The organism is Nonomuraea maheshkhaliensis, from assembly GCF_039529435.1.
In the GTDB taxonomy this organism is placed as follows: Bacteria; Actinomycetota; Actinomycetes; order Streptosporangiales; family Streptosporangiaceae; genus Nonomuraea; species Nonomuraea maheshkhaliensis.
In genome coordinates this window covers 1-18,769 of record NZ_BAAAMU010000066.1, presented here as the reverse complement: position 1 = coordinate 18,769, position 18,769 = coordinate 1, and the positions used below count along the sequence as shown (strand labels likewise).

The following is an 18,769-nucleotide window of genomic DNA, read 5'->3' as shown; positions in this document are numbered from 1 at the left end:
TGTCTTTTGGCGCGTTCCAGGAGAAACGTTCGGTACAGCGCTGCCGCTCGCGCCGGGGGTGTCAGGCCGGTACGCGGCGGCGGGCCTCGGGGACGATGAGCGGCGTGCCCGACTGCGGGTCCGGGATGATCTCGCAGCGCAGGTCGAACACCTGCTGCACCAGATCGGGCGTGACGATCTCCGCCGGGTCACCCTCGGCCACGATCCGCCCGTCGCGCATCACGATCAGGTGGGTGGCGTACCGGCAGGCCTGGTTCAGGTCGTGCAGCACGGCCACCATCGTGCGCCCCTCCTCGTGCAGGTCGGCGCAGAGGTCGAGCACCTCGATCTGGTGGGAGATGTCCAGGAACGTGGTCGGCTCGTCCAGCAGCAGGATCGGCGTCTCCTGCGCCAGCGCCATGGCCAGCCACACCCGCTGCCGCTGCCCGCCCGAGAGCTCGTCCACGATCCGGTTCGCCAGGTCGGTCACGTCGGTGGCGCGCATGGCCTCCGCCACCGCCGTCTCGTCGGCCCTGGACCACTGCCGCATGAGCCGCTGGTGCGGGTAACGGCCCCTGGCTATGAGGTCGGCCACCGTGATGCCGTCGGGCACGAGCGAGCTCTGCGGCAGCAGCCCGAGCCGCCGCGCCACCTCCTTCGACGGCAGCGACGTGATCACGCTTCCGTCCAGGTGCACCGCGCCCGTCCTCGGCTTCAGCATCCTGGCCAGCGCCCGCAGCAGGGTGGACTTGCCGCAGGCGTTCGGCCCGATGATCACGGTGAAGGACTCGTCGGGGATCGTCACGTCCAGGCCGGTGGCCACGATCCGCTGGTCGTAGGCGAGGGTGAGCCCGGTGCCGGACAGGCGCGCGGAGGTGGCCATCAGTGGCGGTCCTTTCGCAGGAGCAGGACGAGGTACGTGCCGCCGATCGCGGCGGTCAGCACGCCGACGGGGAGCTGGGTGGGGGCGAGCAGCCGCTGCGCGGCCAGGTCGGCGCCGGTCAGGAGCACGGCGCCCATGAGCGCGGAGGCCCCCATGGTCACGCCGGGCGAGCGGGTGAGCCGCCGGGCGAGCTGCGGCGCGGCCAGGGCGACGAAGACGACGGGCCCGGCGGCGGCCATGGCCACCCCGGACAGCAGCACCCCGGCCGTCAGCGCCGCCCCGCGCACCACCTCGACCCTGACGCCCATGGCCCTGGCCGCGTCGTCGCCCATCTCGATCATGCGCATCGGCCGGGAGACGTACGCGCACACCGGCAGCAGCACCACCAGCGCCAGCGCGACCGGCAGGGCGTGGTCCCACCCGCGCCCGCTCAGGCTGCCGGTGAGCCAGGCTCCCGCCGTGGCCGCGTCGTTGATGTCGGCCCTGGTCAGCAGGTACGAGTTGAGCGCCACCAGCAGCGCGTTCGCCCCGATGCCGACCAGGACCAGCCGGTAGCCCTGCACGCCGCCCCGGTAGGCCAGCGCGTACACCAGCACCGCCGTGGCCACGCAGCCCGCCAGCGCGCCGCCCGCGATCATCGCGGCCGAGCCGCCCGAGACCACGGCGATGATGCCGCCGGTGGAGGCCCCGGCGGTGAAGCCGATGAAGTCGGGGCTGCCCAGCGGGTTCCTGGTCAGGCTCTGGAAGATGGCACCGCTGACCCCGAACGCGGCCCCGACCAGCAGGCCCGTCACCACGCGCGGGGCGCGCAGCCTGCCCACGATCAGCTCGGCGACCGGGGTGCCCTGGCCGAAGAGCGCGCCGAGGATGTCGGGCACGGGCACGGTGAACTCGCCCGTGGACAGCGCCGCCACGGCGACGCAGAAACCGGCCAGGACGAGCAGCGCGGTGACGAGCAGGGCGCGCGGCGCCAGCCGCAGGGACCAGGGGCCGACACGGACGTTCACAGCGCCACCCGCCTCGGCCGTAGGGGCCGGGATCCGACGCGGACGTTCACAGCGCCGCCACCCGCTTCCGCCTGGCCAGCATGATGAAGATCGGCGCGCCGATCACCGCCCACACGATCCCCACCTGCACCTCTCCCGGCCGGGCGATGAGCCGCCCTGCCACGTCGGCCCCCAGCAGCAGCACCGGCGCGGCCAGCGCCGAGTACGGCAGCACCCACCGCTGGTCGGGCCCCACCAGGGCGCGCACGGCGTGCGGCACGATCAGCCCGACGAACCACAGGGGCCCGGCGGCGGCGGTGGCCGCGCCGCACAGCAGCGTGACGGCCACGCCGGTGAGGATCCTGGTCCGGTTCACTGCCACGCCCAGCGCCTTGCCCGCGTCGTCGCCGAGCGCCAGCATGTTGAGCGGCCTGGCCAGCAGCAGGCCCAGCACCAGCCCCGCGACCATGAAGGGCGCCAGTCGCACCAGCGTGTCCGCCGTCTGCCCGGCCAGCGAGCCGGTCAGCCAGAACCGCATCCGGTCGAAGGTCTGCTGGTCCATGCGCAGGATGGCCGAGGCGACCGCCGTGCACACCATGCCGAAGGCGACCCCGGCCAGCGCCAGGCGTACCGGGCTCGATCCCGAGTGGCCGGAGGAGGCCAGGGCGTACACGGCGGCGGAGGCCAGCGCCGCCCCGCCGAAGGCGAACCACACGTAGACGGCCGGGTCGCTGAGCCCGAACAGGCCGAGCGCCAGCGTCACGCCCAGCGCCGCGCCCTCGTTGACGCCGAGCAGCCCCGGGTCGGCCAGCGGGTTGCGGGTCAGGCTCTGCATGAGCGCCCCCGCCAGGCCCAGCGTGGCGCCCACGCCCAGGCCGAGCAGCGTGCGCGGGACGCGCAGCTCGCGGATGACCGTGTGGTCGCTGGAGCCGTCGGGGGCCACGAAGGCGTCGATGACGGTGCCGAACGACACCGACCGCGCACCCAGCGCCACGCTGGCCAGAGCGACCAGGACGAGCACGGCGAACGTGACGAGCAGCCCGGCCACCAGCACCGGCGGCCGGCCCTTCACCGTCCGCGGCCCGTCCTCCTCCGGAGCGCTCACAGCGCTCACCGGGGCCGTCCCTGGGGCCGTGTCTGGGGCCGTGTCATCAGCCGGGCGCACCCGACCCCCTCTCGTCGCACGTCAAACTTAGGCAAGGCTAATCTAATGGGCGGATGACAAGGCAACCCTAACCAAGGAGATCCACATGTCAGGACCGGTACTGGCTCGCCGGGGCTTCCTGTCGGGCGCGGCAGGCCTCGCGGTGGCCCTGACACTCGCGGCGTGCGGCGACGGCGGCACCGGGACGGCGGCCCCGGCGGGCGGCGCGTCCCCCTCGGACGGCGCGGCCCCGGCCGCCCGGAGCTGGACCTTCACCGACGACCGCGGCAAGAAGCTGGAGCAGCCCAAGGTCCCCAGCAGGATCGTGGCCCAGGTGGGCTCGGCCGCCGCCCTCTGGGACTTCGGCGTGCGCCCCATCGCCGTCTTCGGCCCGCACAAGCTCAAGGACGGCAGCAAGGACCCGCAGGTCGGCAACGTCGACATCTCCAAGGTCACCGGCCTCGGCAACGTCTGGGACGAGTTCAACGTCGAGCAGTACATCGGCCTCCAGCCCGACCTCCTGGTCAGCAGCATGTACGTCAAGGACACCCTCTGGTACGTGCCCGAGAAGTCCGAGGAGACCATCGAGCAGGTCGCCCCCAGCGTGGGCGTCATGCTCACCGGCAAGAGCGCCACCGAGGTGATCGGCACCTACGAGGCGCTGGCCAAGTCCCTCGGCGCGGACATGCAGGGAGTGCCCGAGGCCAAGGCCCGCATGGAGGCGGCCACCAAGGAGCTCGCCGCGTTCGGCGACCTCAAGATCCTCATGGTGTCGGGCGGCGCGGACGCGTTCTGGATCGTCAACCCGCCGGAGTATCCCGACATCGTGCACCTGAAGAACGCCGGCCTCACCGTGGTCACCCCGTCGAAGGTGGACGAAGGCGGCTTCTTCCAGACGCTCAGCTGGGAGAACGCCGACGAGTACGAGGCCGACGTGATCCTCTACGACACCCGTACGCAGGCGCTCAAGCCCGAGGAGATGATGAAGAAGCCCACCTTCGCCAAGCTCCCCGCGGTCGAGGCGGGCCAGCTCTACCCGTGGAACGCCGAAGCCCCCTACAGCTACCAGGGCTACGCGGCCTTCCTGGAGGGCCTGGTCGCGAACCTGAAGAAGGCGAAGCCTCTCACGTAGGCCCGCCCGGGGCCGCGCTCGTAGGTCGCCGGCCTCAGTAGGCGCCGCGCACCTCGACGATCTCGGCGAGGGGGAACTCCAGGTAGTCGCCCGCCTCCTCGCACCAGGCGTCGAGCGCGGCGCCCTTGAGCTCGCCGTGGCTGATCGTGGCGGTCAGCCCGTCGGTGAGCGTGATGCCGGCCCGCACGCCCCGGTCGACGACGAACCCGAGCAGCGACTGCTGCGCCGTCGGCAGCCTGGTCGCCATCCGGCCGATGATGGCCCAGGTGCGCCCGTTCTTGGCGTCCTCGCTCCGGCCGGCGGCGACGAGGCGGCGGGCGTGCTCGTAGGGATCGGGCGCCGGCTCGGCGAGCATGTGGGCGGGCGCCTCCAGCTCCGTCAGGCCGGGGAACTCCGACAGCTCGGCCACCTGCCCGCCGGGCAGCAGGATGAGTTTGCCGTTGGCCGGCTCCTCCGACCTGACCCGGTGGATGGTGATCTCGCCGGTGTCGGAGACGGGCACGGGGGAGTAGCCGACCTCGCGCAGCGCCGCCAGCGTGCGATCGGCCGGAGCCCCGCTCACCAGCACCGTGGGCGCCAGCAGCCGCAGGCCGAGCCGTCCGAGCCGCCGGTGCGCGGCGATCTCGGCCAGCAACGCCGGGTCGGGCGCTTGCACGACGCAGCCGACCGTGCTGACCGTGACCTCGCCGTGCCTGCGGGCGGTGTCGCGGACCAGGTATTCGAGCGGCTGCGGGATGGTGCCGACCGTGGCCAGCTCGTCGAGCAGGTCGTCGGCCTCGTAGCCGCGGTCGAGCGCCCGCCGCACGCTCTCGGTGGTGAAGCGCCACACCGAGGCCGCGCCCCTGGACTCGCGCTCGGCGGTCCGGTCGAGCAGCGCCGCCAGCTCCGCCGACGGCGGCCCGGTGACCACCGCGGTCAGGTCGGGCCCGAACAGGGCGCTCCTGCGTACGCTGGCCAGCGCCCGGGTGGCCGCCTCGGCCAGGACCGGATCGTGCTCGACCACGGGGACGGCGTCGTCGTTCTCGTCGCCGGCCTTCGCGCCCAGGCCCGCCAGCGCGCGGCCGAGGTCGGTGAGCGCGTTGTTGGCCAGCAGGCCGAGCAGCCTGGCCTCGTCGAGCACCGCGGGCGCGCACTCGCGCAGCAGCGGCACGTCGATCAGCGGCGCGTGCCAGTGGACGCTGCTCATCAGGCTGTCGCGGTCGGCGAAGGCGGTGCCTGCGGGCAGGTGGGCCAGCACCGACAGCACCGCCCTGCGGATGCGGGCGAGCGCGCTGCCGGCGGGGTCGTCGCCGAGCACGGTGCCGTACTTGCCGTCGATCTTGCGCAGGGAAGATCGTTCCATTCGCCACCAGGCCGCGAGCAGCACCCGCAGCCGGGCCGAGCCCTCGTCGAGCCGCCACCGGTCGAAGCGCTCGGTGGGGATCATGCCGCCGGACGGCTCGTCCCAGGCCAGCAGCCTGGCCACCGTGCACACTTCGAGCAGCAGCCGGGTCTCGTCCTCGTCGCAGCCGGTCTCCTTGGCCACCCTGCGGACCTCGCGCACGCCCACGCCGCCGGTCTTGAGCAGCGGCAGCGGCGTCTTGGAGGTGTTGTCGAGCAGCGCGGCGCACCGCTCGACCACGTGCGGCGCGGCCAGCGTCATCAGGTGGTCGACCTCTTCCGGATCGACTGGGATGGTGGCCACCTCGGGCGCCTCCGGCCGGTAGGCCGGATGGTAGGCGGGGCCGCGCAGGCAGATCGCCACCTCGCGAGGGATCTCCGCGACGTGCCAGCTCGGCCGGAAGAGCAGCCCGTGGTCGGCGCACCACTTCTCGGGCGTGCCCGGCACGACGAACCTGCCGCCGTCGACGTCGAGCGCGGGCCCCTCCCAGGCGAACCGGTCGAGCAGCGCCACGGTGCCCTCGGGCGCGTTACGCATCAGCGCCTTGACGTGAGCGAGGTCACCGAGCGTGTCGATGACGCGGGCGATCATGCGGCGCTTGTTGCCGTGGGCGGGCAGGCCGAGCGCGCGGGCGAGCGCGTGCAGCGCGTCGTTGCTGATGGACCAGGAGTTGAGGTAGTGATCGAGCGGCTCGCCCAGGCTCAGGGGCGCGGACCAGTAGCGGGTGACGCCCTCGGCGAGGTGGATCACCCCGTCGTCGCCCGGCCAGGCCAGGGCGTGGTCGTAGAGGTGCTCCAGCCAGGGGGTGACGTCCTCGGGGCGCGCGTCGACGAAGCGCGCCAGCGTCTCCGGGGTGGGCCGCGTCATGGCCAGCGCGGCCTCGGCGAGCTGCAGGCAGGGCAGGGGCAGACCGCGCAGGGTCTCCATCACGGCGAAGCCGTTGCCGAGCCGCTGGGCCAGGGTGTCGAGCCGCCTGGGCCAGGGCGCGGCGATGGCGTCGGGCCTGTTCGCCAGGATGCGGCCAAGCCGTTCTTCGTCTAGTTTTCGCAGCCAGCCGAGCAGGTGATCTTCCATCTGTCAGCACTCTCATGGGGTCGCGCGCCGGACTCACCGTGAGCCATGACCATCCACGGTAATGCAGATCACCCCCGGTCAGGAGAGGACTGCCCAGACGATCTTTCCGTGAGGCGCGAGTGCGGACCAGCCCCAGCGGAGGCTGAGTGATTCGACGATGTGGAGTCCGAGGCCGCCGGTGTCGAGAGGCCCAGGGTATCGCAGCACCGGCACCGAGGAGCCTGGATCGGTGAAGGCGCAGGTGATGAGCGGCCCGCGGCGGACGAGTGACATGTGGACCGTGTGCTCGCGGCGCGGGTCGTCGAGGCACAGGCCGTGGCGCAGCGCGTTGGTGGCGAGCTCGGAGACCACCAGTTCGAGGTTGTCGGCTAGCTCCTCGCCCAGGCCCCAGCCCGACAGGGCGCCGGCGGTGAAGCTCCGGGCGGCGTGAACCGAGGACGCGGTGGGCGGGAGCACGAACGTGGCGCTCGCGGAAGGTCCGGGCACCAGCAGATCGCCGGCCGCCTCCGGCCACCAGCCGATTGGGGGCCACCAATCGAACGTGGTCCACTGGCCGTGTGCCGTGGTTTGTTGCACGTTGATCATTCTGCGCCAAACTCTCGTGCAGGTGCAAGAGCGAATGCACGTGCAGACAACTCGTGCACACGCTACGGTTGCCCTCAAATGGTCAATATGGGGGAAAGGGGATCTTGTCCGCGGCCCATGATCTTTCGGCCGTGAAGTGACAGACTGTCTCGCAAGGAAACGACCAAGGAGCAGCACGTGTCGATTGATCCGCCCGGTTCCGGTTCGACCGTAAGGCGCATCATGCTGGGGGCGAGCCTCAGGCGTCTCCGCGAGGCCAGCGGGCTCGACCGGGCACAGGCCGGATTCCACATCCGGGCGTCCGAGTCCAAGATCAGCCGGATGGAGCTCGGCCGCGTCGGTTTCAAGACACGTGACGTAGAAGACCTTCTCACCCTGTACGGCGTCGTCGACGATGCCGAACGCCGTGCCCTGCTGGAGATGGTGCGCGAGGCCAACACCCCCGGGTGGTGGCACAAGTACTCCGCCGAACTGCCGTCGTGGTTCACCACGTACATCGGCCTGGAGGAGGCCGCCAGCGTGATCCGCACCTACGAGGTGCAGTTCGTGCCCGGCCTGCTGCAGACGGCCTCGTATGCGCGGTCGGTCTTCCAGCTGGGCAATCCCGATGCGAGCCCGGAGAGAATCGAGCGGCGCGTGCACATGCGTATGCAGCGCCAGGAGCGCTTCACCCAGAAGGACGGCCCCCGTCTGTGGGCCGTCATCGACGAGGCGGCGCTCAAGCGGACCATCGGCGGGCGGGAAGTCATGGCCGAGCAGCTCCAGCATCTGCTAGAAGTCGCCGCCCTTCCCAACATCACCCTCCAGGTGATGCCCTTCAGGTTCGGCAAACATGCCGCCGAAGGGGGCGCGTTCAGCATCTTGCGGTTTCCCGAGTCCGACTTGTCGGACGTTGTCTATGTCGAGCAGCTCTGGGGTGCCCTGTACCTGGACAAACGTGAGGACATCGACCCGTACCTCACGGCCATGGAGCAGCTGTGCGTGGAGAGCACCACGCCAGGGGGCACCGTCGAGCTCATCGGCGGTCTTCTCAGAAAGATGTAGATGAACCAGACCTACAATGGCATGCCCGCGGCGGACCTGACCCAGGTCGCCTGGCGTAAGAGTCGCTACAGCAACTCGCAGGGCAACTGCGTGGAACTCGCGGAACTGCCCGACGGCGGCATCGCGGTGCGCAACTCGCGCTTCCCCGACGGTCCCGCCCTCATCTATACCCGCGACGAGATCCGGGCCCTGGTGCTCGGGGTGAAGGACGGAGAGTTCGACGGCCTTCTCGTTTAACAGCGTTGTAACCTCCGGCGCGCCCGCTTAACGGCGGCGCGCCGGAGGCGTAACCGCCCGGCCTCGTCCTGCGGTCAGGATCGGGGTCATGCTCGACCAGATGACCCTGTATCCGATCGCCGACGACGTGCTGTTCGCGCCGGGCGGCAAGGTCGTGATCCGCACTTATGGCGTGGCACCGGCCACCGCGGGGGCGACCGTCTCCTACCGGACCTGGGTGACCGGCCTGCGCGACCAGCCCCGCTACTGGCACTGGGGCCACTTCGAGGATGCCGCCTCCGGGCACCGCAGGGTGCTGGAGTGGCTGACCGGCCGAGGGCCGCAACCTTCCCAGACGCCCGCCTGATCGCTATCCTCGGGCCAAGCAACCGCTTGGTAGAGGAGGCGTGGTGCGGCGCGCGATCCACCTGATCGAGGAGGTCGACTTCCGGCCGATGAACTCCAGGCGCCCCCTGGAATACCTCACCTGGCTGACCCGCTACAAGCGCGAGGACGAGACGCGTACCGCGCCGTCGCTCACCTCCGGCATGTCCATCAGGTCCCGCGAGATCGACCTCGTCGGGGCCTTCTACGCGGTCGGCATCACCGGCCATCCGCAGTTCAAGGCCGTCACCCTCTGGGACTGCCACGGCGGCTGGGACGGCGGCTGGCGGCAGATGATGGAGATCTATCAAGGCGTGGACGAGCGCCTGTTCCTGTCCGACATCGACGACCTGCGCTTCTCCGCCTTCTCCCGGCCGCTCGGCGCCGCACCCGGCTGCCCGCCGCTGTCCGCGGCCCCCGCCGCGGAGCTCTACCTCTTCGAGAGCGCCCGCGTCCGCCCCGGCGCCGCCCTCGACTACCTGCACGCCGTACGCACCGAGCGCGCGCCCGTCCTCGCCGAGCACGGCCACACCCTGGCCGGCCTGTACGAGGTGCTCTTCTGCGACACCGAGGCGGTCACCCTGTGGGCCGTCTCCCTGGACGACCACCTGGCCACCCAGCGCGCCAGGGACGCGGCGCTCGGCCTCGACGACGAGGTCGCGCCCGACGCCCGGCTGCTGGAGTGGGGAAAACGGGCTCGCGACTACCTAGAAGGCCGCTGGCGTGAGACGCTTCTGGCACCCTTCCCCGGTTGCCGCCTGGCTCCGGGAGAACCGCCGGCCTAGCGTCGGCCGCGGAGGTGGTCATGTCAGACGCATACCTCTACAACGGGCAGCGGCCGGACGATCATGTCGCCTCGTGCCCCGACTGCGGCGCCGCCGTCGCCCTGCTCGACCAGCCCGGCACGGCCGTCGAGCCGCCACCCTCGTTGCGCGCGGCCGTGCTGTCCATGGCCCGGCGCCGCCGCAGCCCCGCCGCGGTGGGGGTGGCCGGCGTGGCCACCCCCTACGCCGAGCAGGTCGCCGTCATGGACCAACTGCTCGCGGAGCTGAGCGCGCCGCAGTGGGAGGCCCCGATCGCCCGGCACGGCACCGTCAGGGGGCTGGTCGAGCACCTGACCGCCAACGACGCGACCGTGGCGGCGTTCATGGGCCTGCCGGGCCGCGACGAGGGCGCGCCCGCGCACCGGCGCTGGCGCGAGCAGGCCGGATCCCTGCTGGAACGGGTCTCGGCCAGCAGTGAGGTGCTCATGGGCGTGGAGGTCTCGCTGGCCGGCACCCGCCCGGCCCGCGCGCCGCTGCGCCAGGCCATGATCCAGCGCACGTTCGAGACCTGGACGCACGCCGACGACATCAGGGCCGCCACCGACCGCTCCCGCGCCGCGCCGCGGCCGGAGCACGTGCACATGATCGCCGAGTTCGGGCTCGCGCTGCTGCCGCGCGCGATGAAGGGCCCGCGCCGTGACGTCTCCGCCACCGTCGTGCTCACCGGCCCGGGCGGCGGCACCTGGACGATCCCGCTCTCGCCCGCCTCCGACCACGTCGCCGTGCTCATCTCGGCGGACGCGGTCGGCTTCTGCCGCCTGCTGGCCGACCGGTGGCCGCCGGGCTCGTTCCCGTACGCCGCCGAGGGCGACCCCGCCCTCGCCCGTGACCTGATCCGCGCCGCCGCCACGCTGGGATGCGACTGATGAGCGACATGGACCTGTGCGCACGGCTGACGGCCGGCGACCTCGACGCCCTGGCCGAGGCGTACGACCTGCACGGCTCGTACGTGTTCGGGGTGGCGGCCAAGGTCACCGGCAGCCAGGCGTACGCCGAGGAGATCACCCAGAACGTCTTCGTCGCGCTCTGGGAGAGCCCGCAGACCTACGATCCAGGGCTGGGGTCGCTGCGCGGCTGGCTGGTGAGCCGGGCCCTGCACGAGTCGGCCCTGCGCGCCAAGGTCGGCTGAGCAGACCGCCGGTCAAGCCTGTCTCTGCCGGCCGGTGGGTCAGCCGACCGGGGCGTTCCAGGTGGTGAGGACGGGTTCGGCGTGCTCGAAGCCGAGCCGCGAGTAGGTGCCGGTGTCGAGCTTGAGCAGCCTGCCCTCCTCGGGCGCCAGGCCCAGCCAGCGGGCGGCCAGCACGCGCAGGAAGTGGCCGTGCGCCACCACCGCCACCCGTCCGCCGGCCTTACGCGCCCGCGCGATCACCCGGTCGGCGCGGGCGGCCACCTGTGCGGCGCTCTCGCCCGGATGGTCGGCGTCGCCGGGGATCACGCCGTCGCGCCACAGGTACCAGCCGGGCCGGCTCGCGCGAATGTCGGGCGTGGTGATGCCCTCGTAGCCGCCGTAGTCCCACTCCCACAGGTCGGGGTCGATCTCGTAGCCGGTCAGGCCCGCCAGGTCGGCCGTGCGCCTGGCCCGCTGGGCCGGGGAGACCAGCACCAGGCCGAACGGCTCCTTCGCCAGCGGCGCCAGCGCCCTGGCCTGCTCCTCGCCGTGCTCCGTCAAAGGCAGGTCTGTGCGGCCCGTGTGCCTGCCCGCCTTGCTCCACTCGGTTTCACCGTGCCGGAGCAGCAGCATCTCGTCCATGGTTCCCATCATCGGGCACGGCCGGTCGTGCGGTCGCGTCAGGTGGCCAGCTCCGCGACGACGGGCTCGAACGCGGCCAGGTCTCGCTCATGATGCACCACGAAATACGAAATATCGTGCTCATCCCGCCAATAGCGGAGCTTGTCGGCTATGTCGTGACGGGTGCCGAGGAGGACCTGGGGCGTCCCGTCCAGGGCGGAGCTGTCGGCCGCGCTCCACGACTCCTCCGGCTTGCGCTCGCCCGCCTGCATGACGCTCGTGCCCAGCTCCAGGCGCGAATACCGGTCGCCCGCCGCCTCCCGCACGGCGGCGAGCTTGGCCAGCAGCGCGGCCCGCCCGCCGTCCGCCGCGTCGGGCCCGCTCCCGTCAGGCAGCACGCGCGTGCCGATGTTCACCACGTCCGCCTCCTCGGCCGCCAACCGCAACATCCTGGCCCCGCCCGCGCCGATCACCAGCGGAGGGCCCGGCCGCTGCACGGGCTTGGGCCGCTGGTCGAGCCCGGCGATCCGGTAGTGCCGGCCCTCGAAGTGGAACGGGCCCTCGCCCCAGAGCCCCCTGAGCACGGCCAGCGCCTCCCGCAGCCGTTCGATCCTGACCCCCGGCGGCGCCAGCTCCAGCCCTGCCCCCGCGTAGTCGCCCGCCATCCAGCCGGTGCCGATCCCGACCTCCAGCCGCCCGCCGGACAGCACGTCGAGCGTGGCCGTCTCCTTGGCCAGCACGGCCGGATGACGGAAGTCGTTGGCGAACACCAGCGTGCCGACCCGCAGCCGGGTGGTGGCGCAGGCGGCGGCGGTCAGGGCGGCGATGGGGGCGAACCTCGGCCCCACCAGGTGGTCGGGCACGAGCAGCACGTCGAACCCGGTCTCCTCCAGCCGCCTGGCCCTGTCCGCCCACTCCTTCGCCGACGCCGCCTCCCGTACGACCGCCCCGAACCTGAACCGCCGCATCGGCGCGCCCCTTCGTTGAACCAAATGCTTGCTTGGGATTCTAGTCGCGGGGCCGGAGCGGGGGAACGCCGTAGAATTCGGGGACCGTCACGGTGGAGCGCCCATGAAGCTGCCCTCGCTCGACGAGCTCGTCAAGTTCTTCCAGCACCCGGTCTGGTTCGTCGTGCTCGTGCTGCTCGTCCTGCTGTCCAGGAAGGCGCTGGCCCGCTGGTGGGGGCGGCTGTCCGAGCACGTCGGCGACGAGCTGGCCGCCAGGACGCTGGGCAGCGGCCGGTGGAACCGGCGCGGGCTGCGCCGCTACGCCACCAGGGTCCGCGACGAGTTCGCCACCTTCCACGTGCCGTTCACCGAGGGCATGAAGCTGCGCATGGACGGCGTCTACGTGCCGCTGCGCCACGACGGCGACCGGCTGCAGCCCGGCTCCGACGACATGTACGCCCGCGTCAGGGACGAGCCGTGCACGGTCGTGCTCGGGCCGCCGGGCGCCGGCAAGTCGATGCTGCTGCGGCACTCCATGCTGGAGTGGGCCAGGACCGTCCTGGGCGAGGGACGTACCCGGCGGGTGGCCGTCCTCGTCCGCTTACGCGCGTGCAGCGGCGACCCCAGGCCGCTGCGCGCGCACGTGGCCGGCGCGCTCAAGCGGGTCGGCGACGCGGGGGCCTACCTCGACCGGCTGCTCGAACGCGGCTGCCTCACCGTGCTCTTCGACGGGCTGGACGAGGTCGCCATGGCCGACCAGGAGCGGGTGGTGAGCGAGCTGCACGCGTGGGCCAGGGACCATCCCGACGGCAACCAGATGGTGGTCACCTGCCGCTCGGCCGTCTACGACCGCCGGCTCGCCGAGGTGGCCACGTGCACGGTGGAGGTGGCCCCGTTCGACGAGGCGCAGATGCGGCGCTTCCTGACCAGCTGGCCCTGGCCGGGCGCAAGCGGCTCCCCGGAGGACGCGCACGCCGGGAGGGAGAGGGTGGACGAGCTCATGGCCACCCTGCGCGACGCGCCGCTGATCATGCAGCTGGCCCGCAACCCGCTGCTCCTGACGATGATCGCCTACCTCTACAGCGGCGACGACGAGATCAAGCTGCCCAACTCGCGCACCGTCTTCTACGCCCACGCCACCGACTACCTGCTGCGCTCCAAGCTCACCCACGCCACCCGGTTCAAGGAGCAGCAGCGCCGCCGCGCCCTGCAACGCCTGGCCCTGCTGGCGCACAGGACCGCGATCGGGCGCGAGGACCGGCTCACCCTCCCGTACGAGAACGTGCTCGCGGAGCTGGAGGAGGTGATCACCACCAGGTTCGGCGGCAAGCCCGAGGCGGCCGAGCCGATGCTGACCGAGATCGTCGAGCGGACCGGGCTGCTGCTGCCCGTGGACGGCGGGCGCGGGTTCAGCTTCGCGCACCAGACGCTGCAGGAGTACTTCGCCGCCTGCGAGCTGGCCGACGACCCCGACGAGCTGCTGCGCGCGCACGCCGAGGCGCCGGACGTGTGGCGCGAGGTGGTGAAGATGTGGTGCGGGGTGACCAGGCGGCCGGCGTCCGGGGTGGTGCGCGAGATCTACCGGCGGGACCGGGTGCTGGCCTTCGCCTGCGTGGCCGAGGCGGTGGACCTGGAGAAGGAGCTGGCCGGGGAGATCACCGCGTGGTTCGAGGAGCACCTGGGGGAGCCGGGGCAGGCGGCCGACGCCGAGCAGACGATCGGGGCGTTCGCCCTGGTGGCCGCGGGTCCGGGGGAGCGGGGGCAGGCTGTTCGCGCGTTCCTGTCCCGTACCGCGCGCACGGGCTCGGGGGAGCGGCGGGAGGCCGCGATCGCCGCGCTGGCGGCCACCAACCTGCCCGCCGCCGCCGAGGTCCTGGCCGGGCTGGCCCCCGGCGACCCGAAGGTGCGTACGGCGCTGATCGACATGGGCAACCTCGCCATCGGCGCCCTGCGTGACCGGGCGCCCCGCGATCCGGCGGCCGTGGACGACCTGGCCGCGATCGGCACGCCGGAGGCGGCCTGGGCCCTGGCCGGGCTGATGGCCGCCGAGAAGCCGGTCGCGACCCGGGCCGCCTGGCACCTGGGGGCCCTGCTGCGCTCGGCCGACATCGAGACGGCACTGGGCGACCCGCCATCGGGCGCCGAGCCGGTCGGCGGTCCGGGGCTGGCGTGGGTGTGGGCGCCGTTCGCCCAGAGCTCCCCTCCCGCCCTGACAGCGGTCGCGGAGCGGATCGCGTGGCTGCTCGCGGACTCGGACGCGGAGACCGTGTCACCGCACGTGCGCGTGGACAGTCGGCTGGCGCTCCCGCTGGTCGCGATGGTCCTGGGGAAATCGGAGACGCGCCTGGCCATACCCCCGGGGGAGAGCCTGTCGCCCGTTTCCGAGGAGAAGTTGAGCGAACAACTGGACACACTCGTGTCGCAATGGACTTACGAGTCGCATCCCGCGATCTACACGCTGCTGGACAGCCTGAACCCGGCACAGCGTGTCAGGCTCCTGATCCGCCTCCGCGGAACGTCCGGGCGGGCGGCCACGGAGGACGATTGGCGGCGGGTCACGGCGCCCGTCGAGTTCCGGCAGGGTCGGCACGTCGGGCTCATCGCCGCCTTGGCGTCGGTCTTCGTCCTGGCCGCCTGGATGCGCGCCGTGCTGGTGCTCAACGGGCGGGCGCCGTGGGGTGAGCCGTGGCTCGCCTGGGGAGCCCTGCTCGCGGCGACGTCCATGGCCGTGATCGTGGTCATGCTCGTCATCGACCTCACCGGACGGGGCGCCATCGGATGGGGTGTCCTGCGCTGCAAACCCGCCGTGGTGACCAGCGTGCTGCTGTTCCTGCCGGCAGTGGTCGCGGCCCCGGGGTCGCTCGCGCTGGTGACGCTCGGTGAGCTGATCGGCTGGAACTGGGCGATCGGGGCCGTCGTCATGGGCTTCGGAATCTTCCTGGCCGTCCTTCCCGGGCCCGAACGCGAGGATTCGGGTCCCTGGCTGTTCACCGTGGCGCTGTCCGCCCTGCTTCCGCTGCTGGCGGCGGTGCGCGGAGTGGTCGTCCTGACCGGCGAATGGCCGGGGCCGCCCGCCTGGCTGGCCTGGGCGGGCCTCGTCTCCGGAGTCTGGCTGCTGTGGCTGCTCACCGCCCGGGTCTCGGCGGGGCTGTTCACGGTCCGCTCGGCCCTCATCGGCGGCGTCGCGATCCACTACGCCGCCGCGCTGACGGCGGTGGGCGTGCTCGCCTTCGTCGCGCTGCGCGACCTGACGAACGTGCCCCTGGCCGTCACCGTCATGAGCGGAGCGGTCGCGGCGTGCGTGCTGACGGTGGCCGACCTCAAACGCAAGGTACGGCAGGCCACCAACCCGCTGCACGGCATCCTGGAGCTGCAGGAGGCCCCCGGCCGGACCACAATCGTCGCGACACGTCTTACCAAGCGCTTGCTTTAGGTGTCAGACTGGCCCCATGGAGATCCCCGTGCGCCAGGCGAGCGACGACGAGGCGGCGTTCTTCCACGAGCACGGATGGGTCAGGCTCGACCGGCTGATCGAGCCGGACCTGGCCGCGCGACTGCGCGAGCGGGCCATGCGCCGGCTCGACGCCCGCGAGAGGAGCCGCGCGACGCTGGTCGACCAGGCGTTCGGGCAGTCCAGGGACATCGCGGCGAGCGACGAGCTGTTCGGCGCGCTGGCCCTCAGCCAGGGGATGGGCCGCACCGCCGTACGACTGCTGCGCGGCGTGCGCGCCGTCCGCGTCCAGGTGACCAACCTGCTGGTCAAGGAGGCGGGCGAGCACGGTGCGACCGAGTTCCACCAGGACTTCCCCTGGATGCCGATGGACCGCTCGGCCATGCTGACCGTCTGGCTGGCCCTGGCCGACGTGCCGGCCGACATGGGGTCGCTGCGCTTCTACAGCGGTTCCCACCGCTGCGGCCTGCTCGGCCGCAGCTTCACCCGGCCGGGCGACGACCAGCTCAGCCAGCACCCCTGGCTCAAGGAGTTGGAGCTGTCGCCGCCGCTCGACCTCAAGGCCGGCGACGCGACCGCGCACCACGCGCTGACCGTGCACGGCGCCCCCGCCAACCGCCGTGACAGCCCGCGCCTGTCGTTCACCGTCACCTACTTCGACGCCGACGCCCTCTACACGGGCCTGCCCTACCGGCAGACCGACGGGCTCGGGCTGCGGGTCAACCAGCCGTTCGAGCACGAGAGGTTCCCGTGCCCGAGACCGTGAGAGGCCCGGTCGCCGGCCTCGGGGCGACGCTCATGCACGAGCACGTCTTCGGGCTGAGCCCGGAGATCCTGTGGAACTGGCCGGACATCCCGGAGGGCTGGGACCTGGAACGGCGGGCCCGCGAGGCGGCGGGCAAGCTCGACGCGCTCAAGGCCGAGGGCGTCGACACGATCGTGGACCTCACCGTGGTCGGGCTCGGGCGCTACGTCCCCGCCGTGCAGCGGGTGGCCGAGCTGACCGAGGTGAACATCGTGGCCGCCACCGGCCTCTACACCTACGACGCACTGCCGTCCTACTTCGGCAACCGGGGCCCAGGATCGTTGTTCGGCGGGCCGGACCGGCTGGCCGAGTTCTTCGTCCGCGACCTCACCGAGGGCATCGGGCGCACCGGCGTCAAGGCGGCCATGCTCAAGTGCGCCTCCGACCACCTGGGCATGACCAAGGGCTGCGAACGGGTGTTCAGGGCGGTCGCCGAGGCCCACCTGGAGACCGGCGCGCCGATCACCACCCACTCCCACAGCGCCTCCAAGGGCGGCCTGGAGCAGCAGGACCTGCTGGAGTCGCTGGGCGTGGACCTCGGCCGGGTGGTCATCGGGCACGCAGGCGACTCGACCGACGTGGCCTACCTGGAGGAGCTGGTCGCGCGCGGCTCGTACCTGGGCATGGACCGCTTCGGCATCGAGACGATCAGCCCGTTCGAGGACCGGGTGGCGATCGTGGCGGAGATGTGCGCGCGCGGCCACGCCGGGCGGATGGTGCTCGGCCACGACTCCTACTGCTTCAACGACCGCTTCGACGCCGGCGTGGTCCGGCACCGGCATCCCCGCTACCACCTGCTCCACGTCTCCCGCGACGTGCTGCCCGAGCTGCGCCGGCGGGGCGTCACGGACGACCAGATCGATCAGATGCTGGTCGGCAACCCGCGGAGGATCTTCGGATGATCGAGGACTTCGACGTCACGTCGGACTGGCACGTCGCCGCCCCCTACCCCTTCCTGCGGCGGCTGCGCGCCGCGTCGCCGGTGTTCAAGAGCGAGCACCTCGGCGCGTACGTGCTGACCCGCCACGCCGACGTGCGGGCCGCGTACGCCGACCCCCGGAGCTTCTCCTCCAAGGGCTCGCTGACGATCTCGCGCAGCCTGACCCGCGAGACCAGGGAGAAGCTGGGCGAGCACGGCTCGTTCCTGTCCAGCTTCGTGGCCAACGTGGACCCGCCGGACCACACCCGCCTGCGCCGGTCGGTGTCCAGGGCGTTCACGCCGCGCGCGGTCGCCGCCCTGGAGCAGCGCTTCCGCCGGCTCAACGAGGACCTGCTCGACCGGGTGGCGCCGCGCGGGCACGCGGACTTCGTCAGCGACCTCGGCCACGAGCCGTCGATCAAGCTGACCGCCCGCTTCATCGGGGTGCCCGAGGCGGACGAGGCGTTCGTGCAGTCGCACGTCAAGGACTGGTTCCAGCTCTTCCTGTCACCCCAGCCGCCGGAGCGGCAGCTGGAGCTGGCCGGCAGCTTCCTCGACTACCTCGACTACGTGGACCGGCTGGTCGACGCCCGCGCCAAGGACCCGCGCGACGACTTCACCTCCCTGATGACCGCGCTCATCGGCGCGGAGCTGACCCACCGCGAGGTGGTGGAGCTGATCTCGACGATCCTGCTCGGGGGCAACGACACCGTCCCGAACCAGCTCGGCAACACCGTCCTGCGGCTGCTGCGCGAGGGGGTCTGGCCGGTGCCGGACGCGCTCCTCGCGAACGCCTCCGAGGAGTGCATGCGCGTCGACGGCGCGTCGCTGGGCTCGTTCAGGTACGCGGCGCGCGAGCTCACCCTGCACGGCGTGACGATCCCGGCCGGCGCCCTGGTGCTGCTGTCCACCGACTCGGCCGGCCACGACGAGAGCGTCTTCCCCGATCCCGACCGGTTCGTGATCGACCGGCCGAACGCGGCCGAGCACCTGGTCTTCGGCTACGGCATCCACTTCTGCGTCGGGGCCGCGCTCGCCCGGCTGCAGCTGCGCCCGGCGCTGGCGGTGCTCGGCCCCCGCCTGCCCGGCCTGCGGCTCGTGCCCGGCCAGGACATCGCCTACCGCAGGTCCATCGTGGGCCGCGGCCTGTCCCGCCTGGCGGTGGAGTGGTGAACGGGCGCTTCGACGGGCGCGTGGCGCTCGTGACCGGCGCCGGGTCCGGCATCGGCGCGGCCTGCGCGCCCCGCCTGGCCGCCGAGGAGGCCTGCGTCGGGGTGCTCGACCTG

The 18,769-nt window shown here is 72.3% G+C and carries 18 protein-coding genes; 11 read left to right on the top strand and 7 right to left on the bottom strand.

Translation table 11 applies throughout. The features are described 5' to 3' along the window. Positions 1-61: 61 nt before the first annotated feature. The 3 genes from ABFX54_RS34585 to ABFX54_RS34575 are packed head-to-tail and all read right to left on the bottom strand — an operon-like array spanning position 62 to position 2,962. Positions 62-862, bottom strand: coding sequence for an ABC transporter ATP-binding protein (locus ABFX54_RS34585; protein WP_346110836.1), 801 nt, complete (start codon positions 860-862; stop codon positions 62-64). Further along, positions 862-1,869, bottom strand: a complete 1,008-nt coding sequence (locus ABFX54_RS34580) for a FecCD family ABC transporter permease (RefSeq protein WP_346110835.1) — start codon at positions 1,867-1,869, stop codon at positions 862-864. The genes ABFX54_RS34585 and ABFX54_RS34580 overlap by 1 nt, the downstream gene beginning before the upstream one ends. 46 nt (positions 1,870-1,915) lie before the next feature. Continuing rightward, positions 1,916-2,962 (bottom strand): FecCD family ABC transporter permease, encoded by a 1,047-nt coding sequence (locus ABFX54_RS34575; RefSeq protein ID WP_346110834.1) that lies wholly within the window; start codon positions 2,960-2,962, stop codon positions 1,916-1,918. Between the two features lie 136 nt (positions 2,963-3,098). Here ABFX54_RS34575 and ABFX54_RS34570 point away from each other — a divergent pair, with 136 nt between their 5' ends. Then, positions 3,099-4,124 (top strand): ABC transporter substrate-binding protein, encoded by a 1,026-nt coding sequence (locus tag ABFX54_RS34570; protein ID WP_346110833.1) that lies wholly within the window; start codon positions 3,099-3,101, stop codon positions 4,122-4,124. Between the two features lie 34 nt (positions 4,125-4,158). On the opposite strand, the gene ABFX54_RS34565 is transcribed toward ABFX54_RS34570, so the two are convergent. Together ABFX54_RS34565 and ABFX54_RS34560 are read right to left on the bottom strand one after the other, a co-directional pair. Then, positions 4,159-6,579, bottom strand: coding sequence for a helicase-associated domain-containing protein (locus ABFX54_RS34565; protein ID WP_346110831.1), 2,421 nt, complete (start codon positions 6,577-6,579; stop codon positions 4,159-4,161). Positions 6,580-6,657: 78 nt separating this feature from the next. After that, the gene (locus ABFX54_RS34560) at positions 6,658-7,164 is read right to left on the bottom strand and encodes an ATP-binding protein (RefSeq protein WP_346110830.1); all 507 of its coding nucleotides are present in this window, start codon (positions 7,162-7,164) and stop codon (positions 6,658-6,660) included. A 222-nt stretch (positions 7,165-7,386) separates the two neighbouring features. On the opposite strand from ABFX54_RS34560, the gene ABFX54_RS34555 reads away from it, so the two are divergent. From ABFX54_RS34555 to ABFX54_RS34530, 6 genes are all read left to right on the top strand, one after another. Then, positions 7,387-8,208 (top strand): helix-turn-helix domain-containing protein, encoded by an 822-nt coding sequence (locus ABFX54_RS34555; protein ID WP_219911970.1) that lies wholly within the window; start codon positions 7,387-7,389, stop codon positions 8,206-8,208. Next, the gene (locus ABFX54_RS34550) at positions 8,209-8,445 is read left to right on the top strand and encodes a DUF397 domain-containing protein (protein ID WP_043632079.1); all 237 of its coding nucleotides are present in this window, start codon (positions 8,209-8,211) and stop codon (positions 8,443-8,445) included. Positions 8,446-8,533: 88 nt separating this feature from the next. Further along, on the top strand, positions 8,534-8,791 hold the full coding sequence (locus tag ABFX54_RS34545) for a hypothetical protein (RefSeq protein WP_106242400.1): 258 nt from the start codon (positions 8,534-8,536) through the stop codon (positions 8,789-8,791). Between the two features lie 43 nt (positions 8,792-8,834). Then, positions 8,835-9,593 carry a hypothetical protein gene (locus tag ABFX54_RS34540; protein WP_346110829.1) on the top strand — a complete coding sequence of 253 codons (759 nt, stop codon included), beginning with the start codon at positions 8,835-8,837 and terminating at the stop codon, positions 9,591-9,593. 20 nt (positions 9,594-9,613) lie between these two features. Next, complete coding sequence (locus ABFX54_RS34535) at positions 9,614-10,498, top strand: maleylpyruvate isomerase family mycothiol-dependent enzyme (RefSeq protein ID WP_346110828.1); 885 nt, start codon at positions 9,614-9,616, stop codon at positions 10,496-10,498. Continuing rightward, entirely contained in the window at positions 10,498-10,761 is a 264-nt protein-coding gene (locus ABFX54_RS34530; protein WP_346110827.1) for a sigma factor, read from the top strand. Before ABFX54_RS34535 ends, ABFX54_RS34530 begins: the two co-directional genes overlap by 1 nt. Before the next feature lie 39 nt (positions 10,762-10,800). On the opposite strand, the gene ABFX54_RS34525 is transcribed toward ABFX54_RS34530, so the two are convergent. After that, positions 10,801-11,382 (bottom strand): histidine phosphatase family protein, encoded by a 582-nt coding sequence (locus tag ABFX54_RS34525; protein WP_346110825.1) that lies wholly within the window; start codon positions 11,380-11,382, stop codon positions 10,801-10,803. Between the two features lie 38 nt (positions 11,383-11,420). After that, positions 11,421-12,329: a TIGR03621 family F420-dependent LLM class oxidoreductase gene (locus ABFX54_RS34520; protein WP_346110824.1), complete on the bottom strand. Its 909-nt coding sequence runs from the start codon at positions 12,327-12,329 to the stop codon at positions 11,421-11,423. A 103-nt stretch (positions 12,330-12,432) separates the two neighbouring features. On the opposite strand from ABFX54_RS34520, the gene ABFX54_RS34515 reads away from it, so the two are divergent. The 4 genes from ABFX54_RS34515 to ABFX54_RS34500 are packed head-to-tail and all read left to right on the top strand — an operon-like array spanning position 12,433 to position 18,656. Continuing rightward, the gene (locus tag ABFX54_RS34515) at positions 12,433-15,741 is read left to right on the top strand and encodes an NACHT domain-containing protein (RefSeq protein ID WP_346110823.1); all 3,309 of its coding nucleotides are present in this window, start codon (positions 12,433-12,435) and stop codon (positions 15,739-15,741) included. 16 nt (positions 15,742-15,757) lie between these two features. Beyond that, entirely contained in the window at positions 15,758-16,525 is a 768-nt protein-coding gene (locus ABFX54_RS34510) for a phytanoyl-CoA dioxygenase family protein (RefSeq protein WP_346110822.1), read from the top strand. Then, on the top strand, positions 16,510-17,466 hold the full coding sequence (locus tag ABFX54_RS34505; protein WP_346110821.1) for a phosphotriesterase family protein: 957 nt from the start codon (positions 16,510-16,512) through the stop codon (positions 17,464-17,466). Before ABFX54_RS34510 ends, ABFX54_RS34505 begins: the two co-directional genes overlap by 16 nt. Beyond that, a complete protein-coding gene (locus ABFX54_RS34500) occupies positions 17,463-18,656 on the top strand; it encodes a cytochrome P450 (protein WP_346110820.1) in 1,194 nt (397 codons plus the stop codon). The genes ABFX54_RS34505 and ABFX54_RS34500 overlap by 4 nt, the downstream gene beginning before the upstream one ends. Positions 18,657-18,769: the final 113 nt, after the last annotated feature.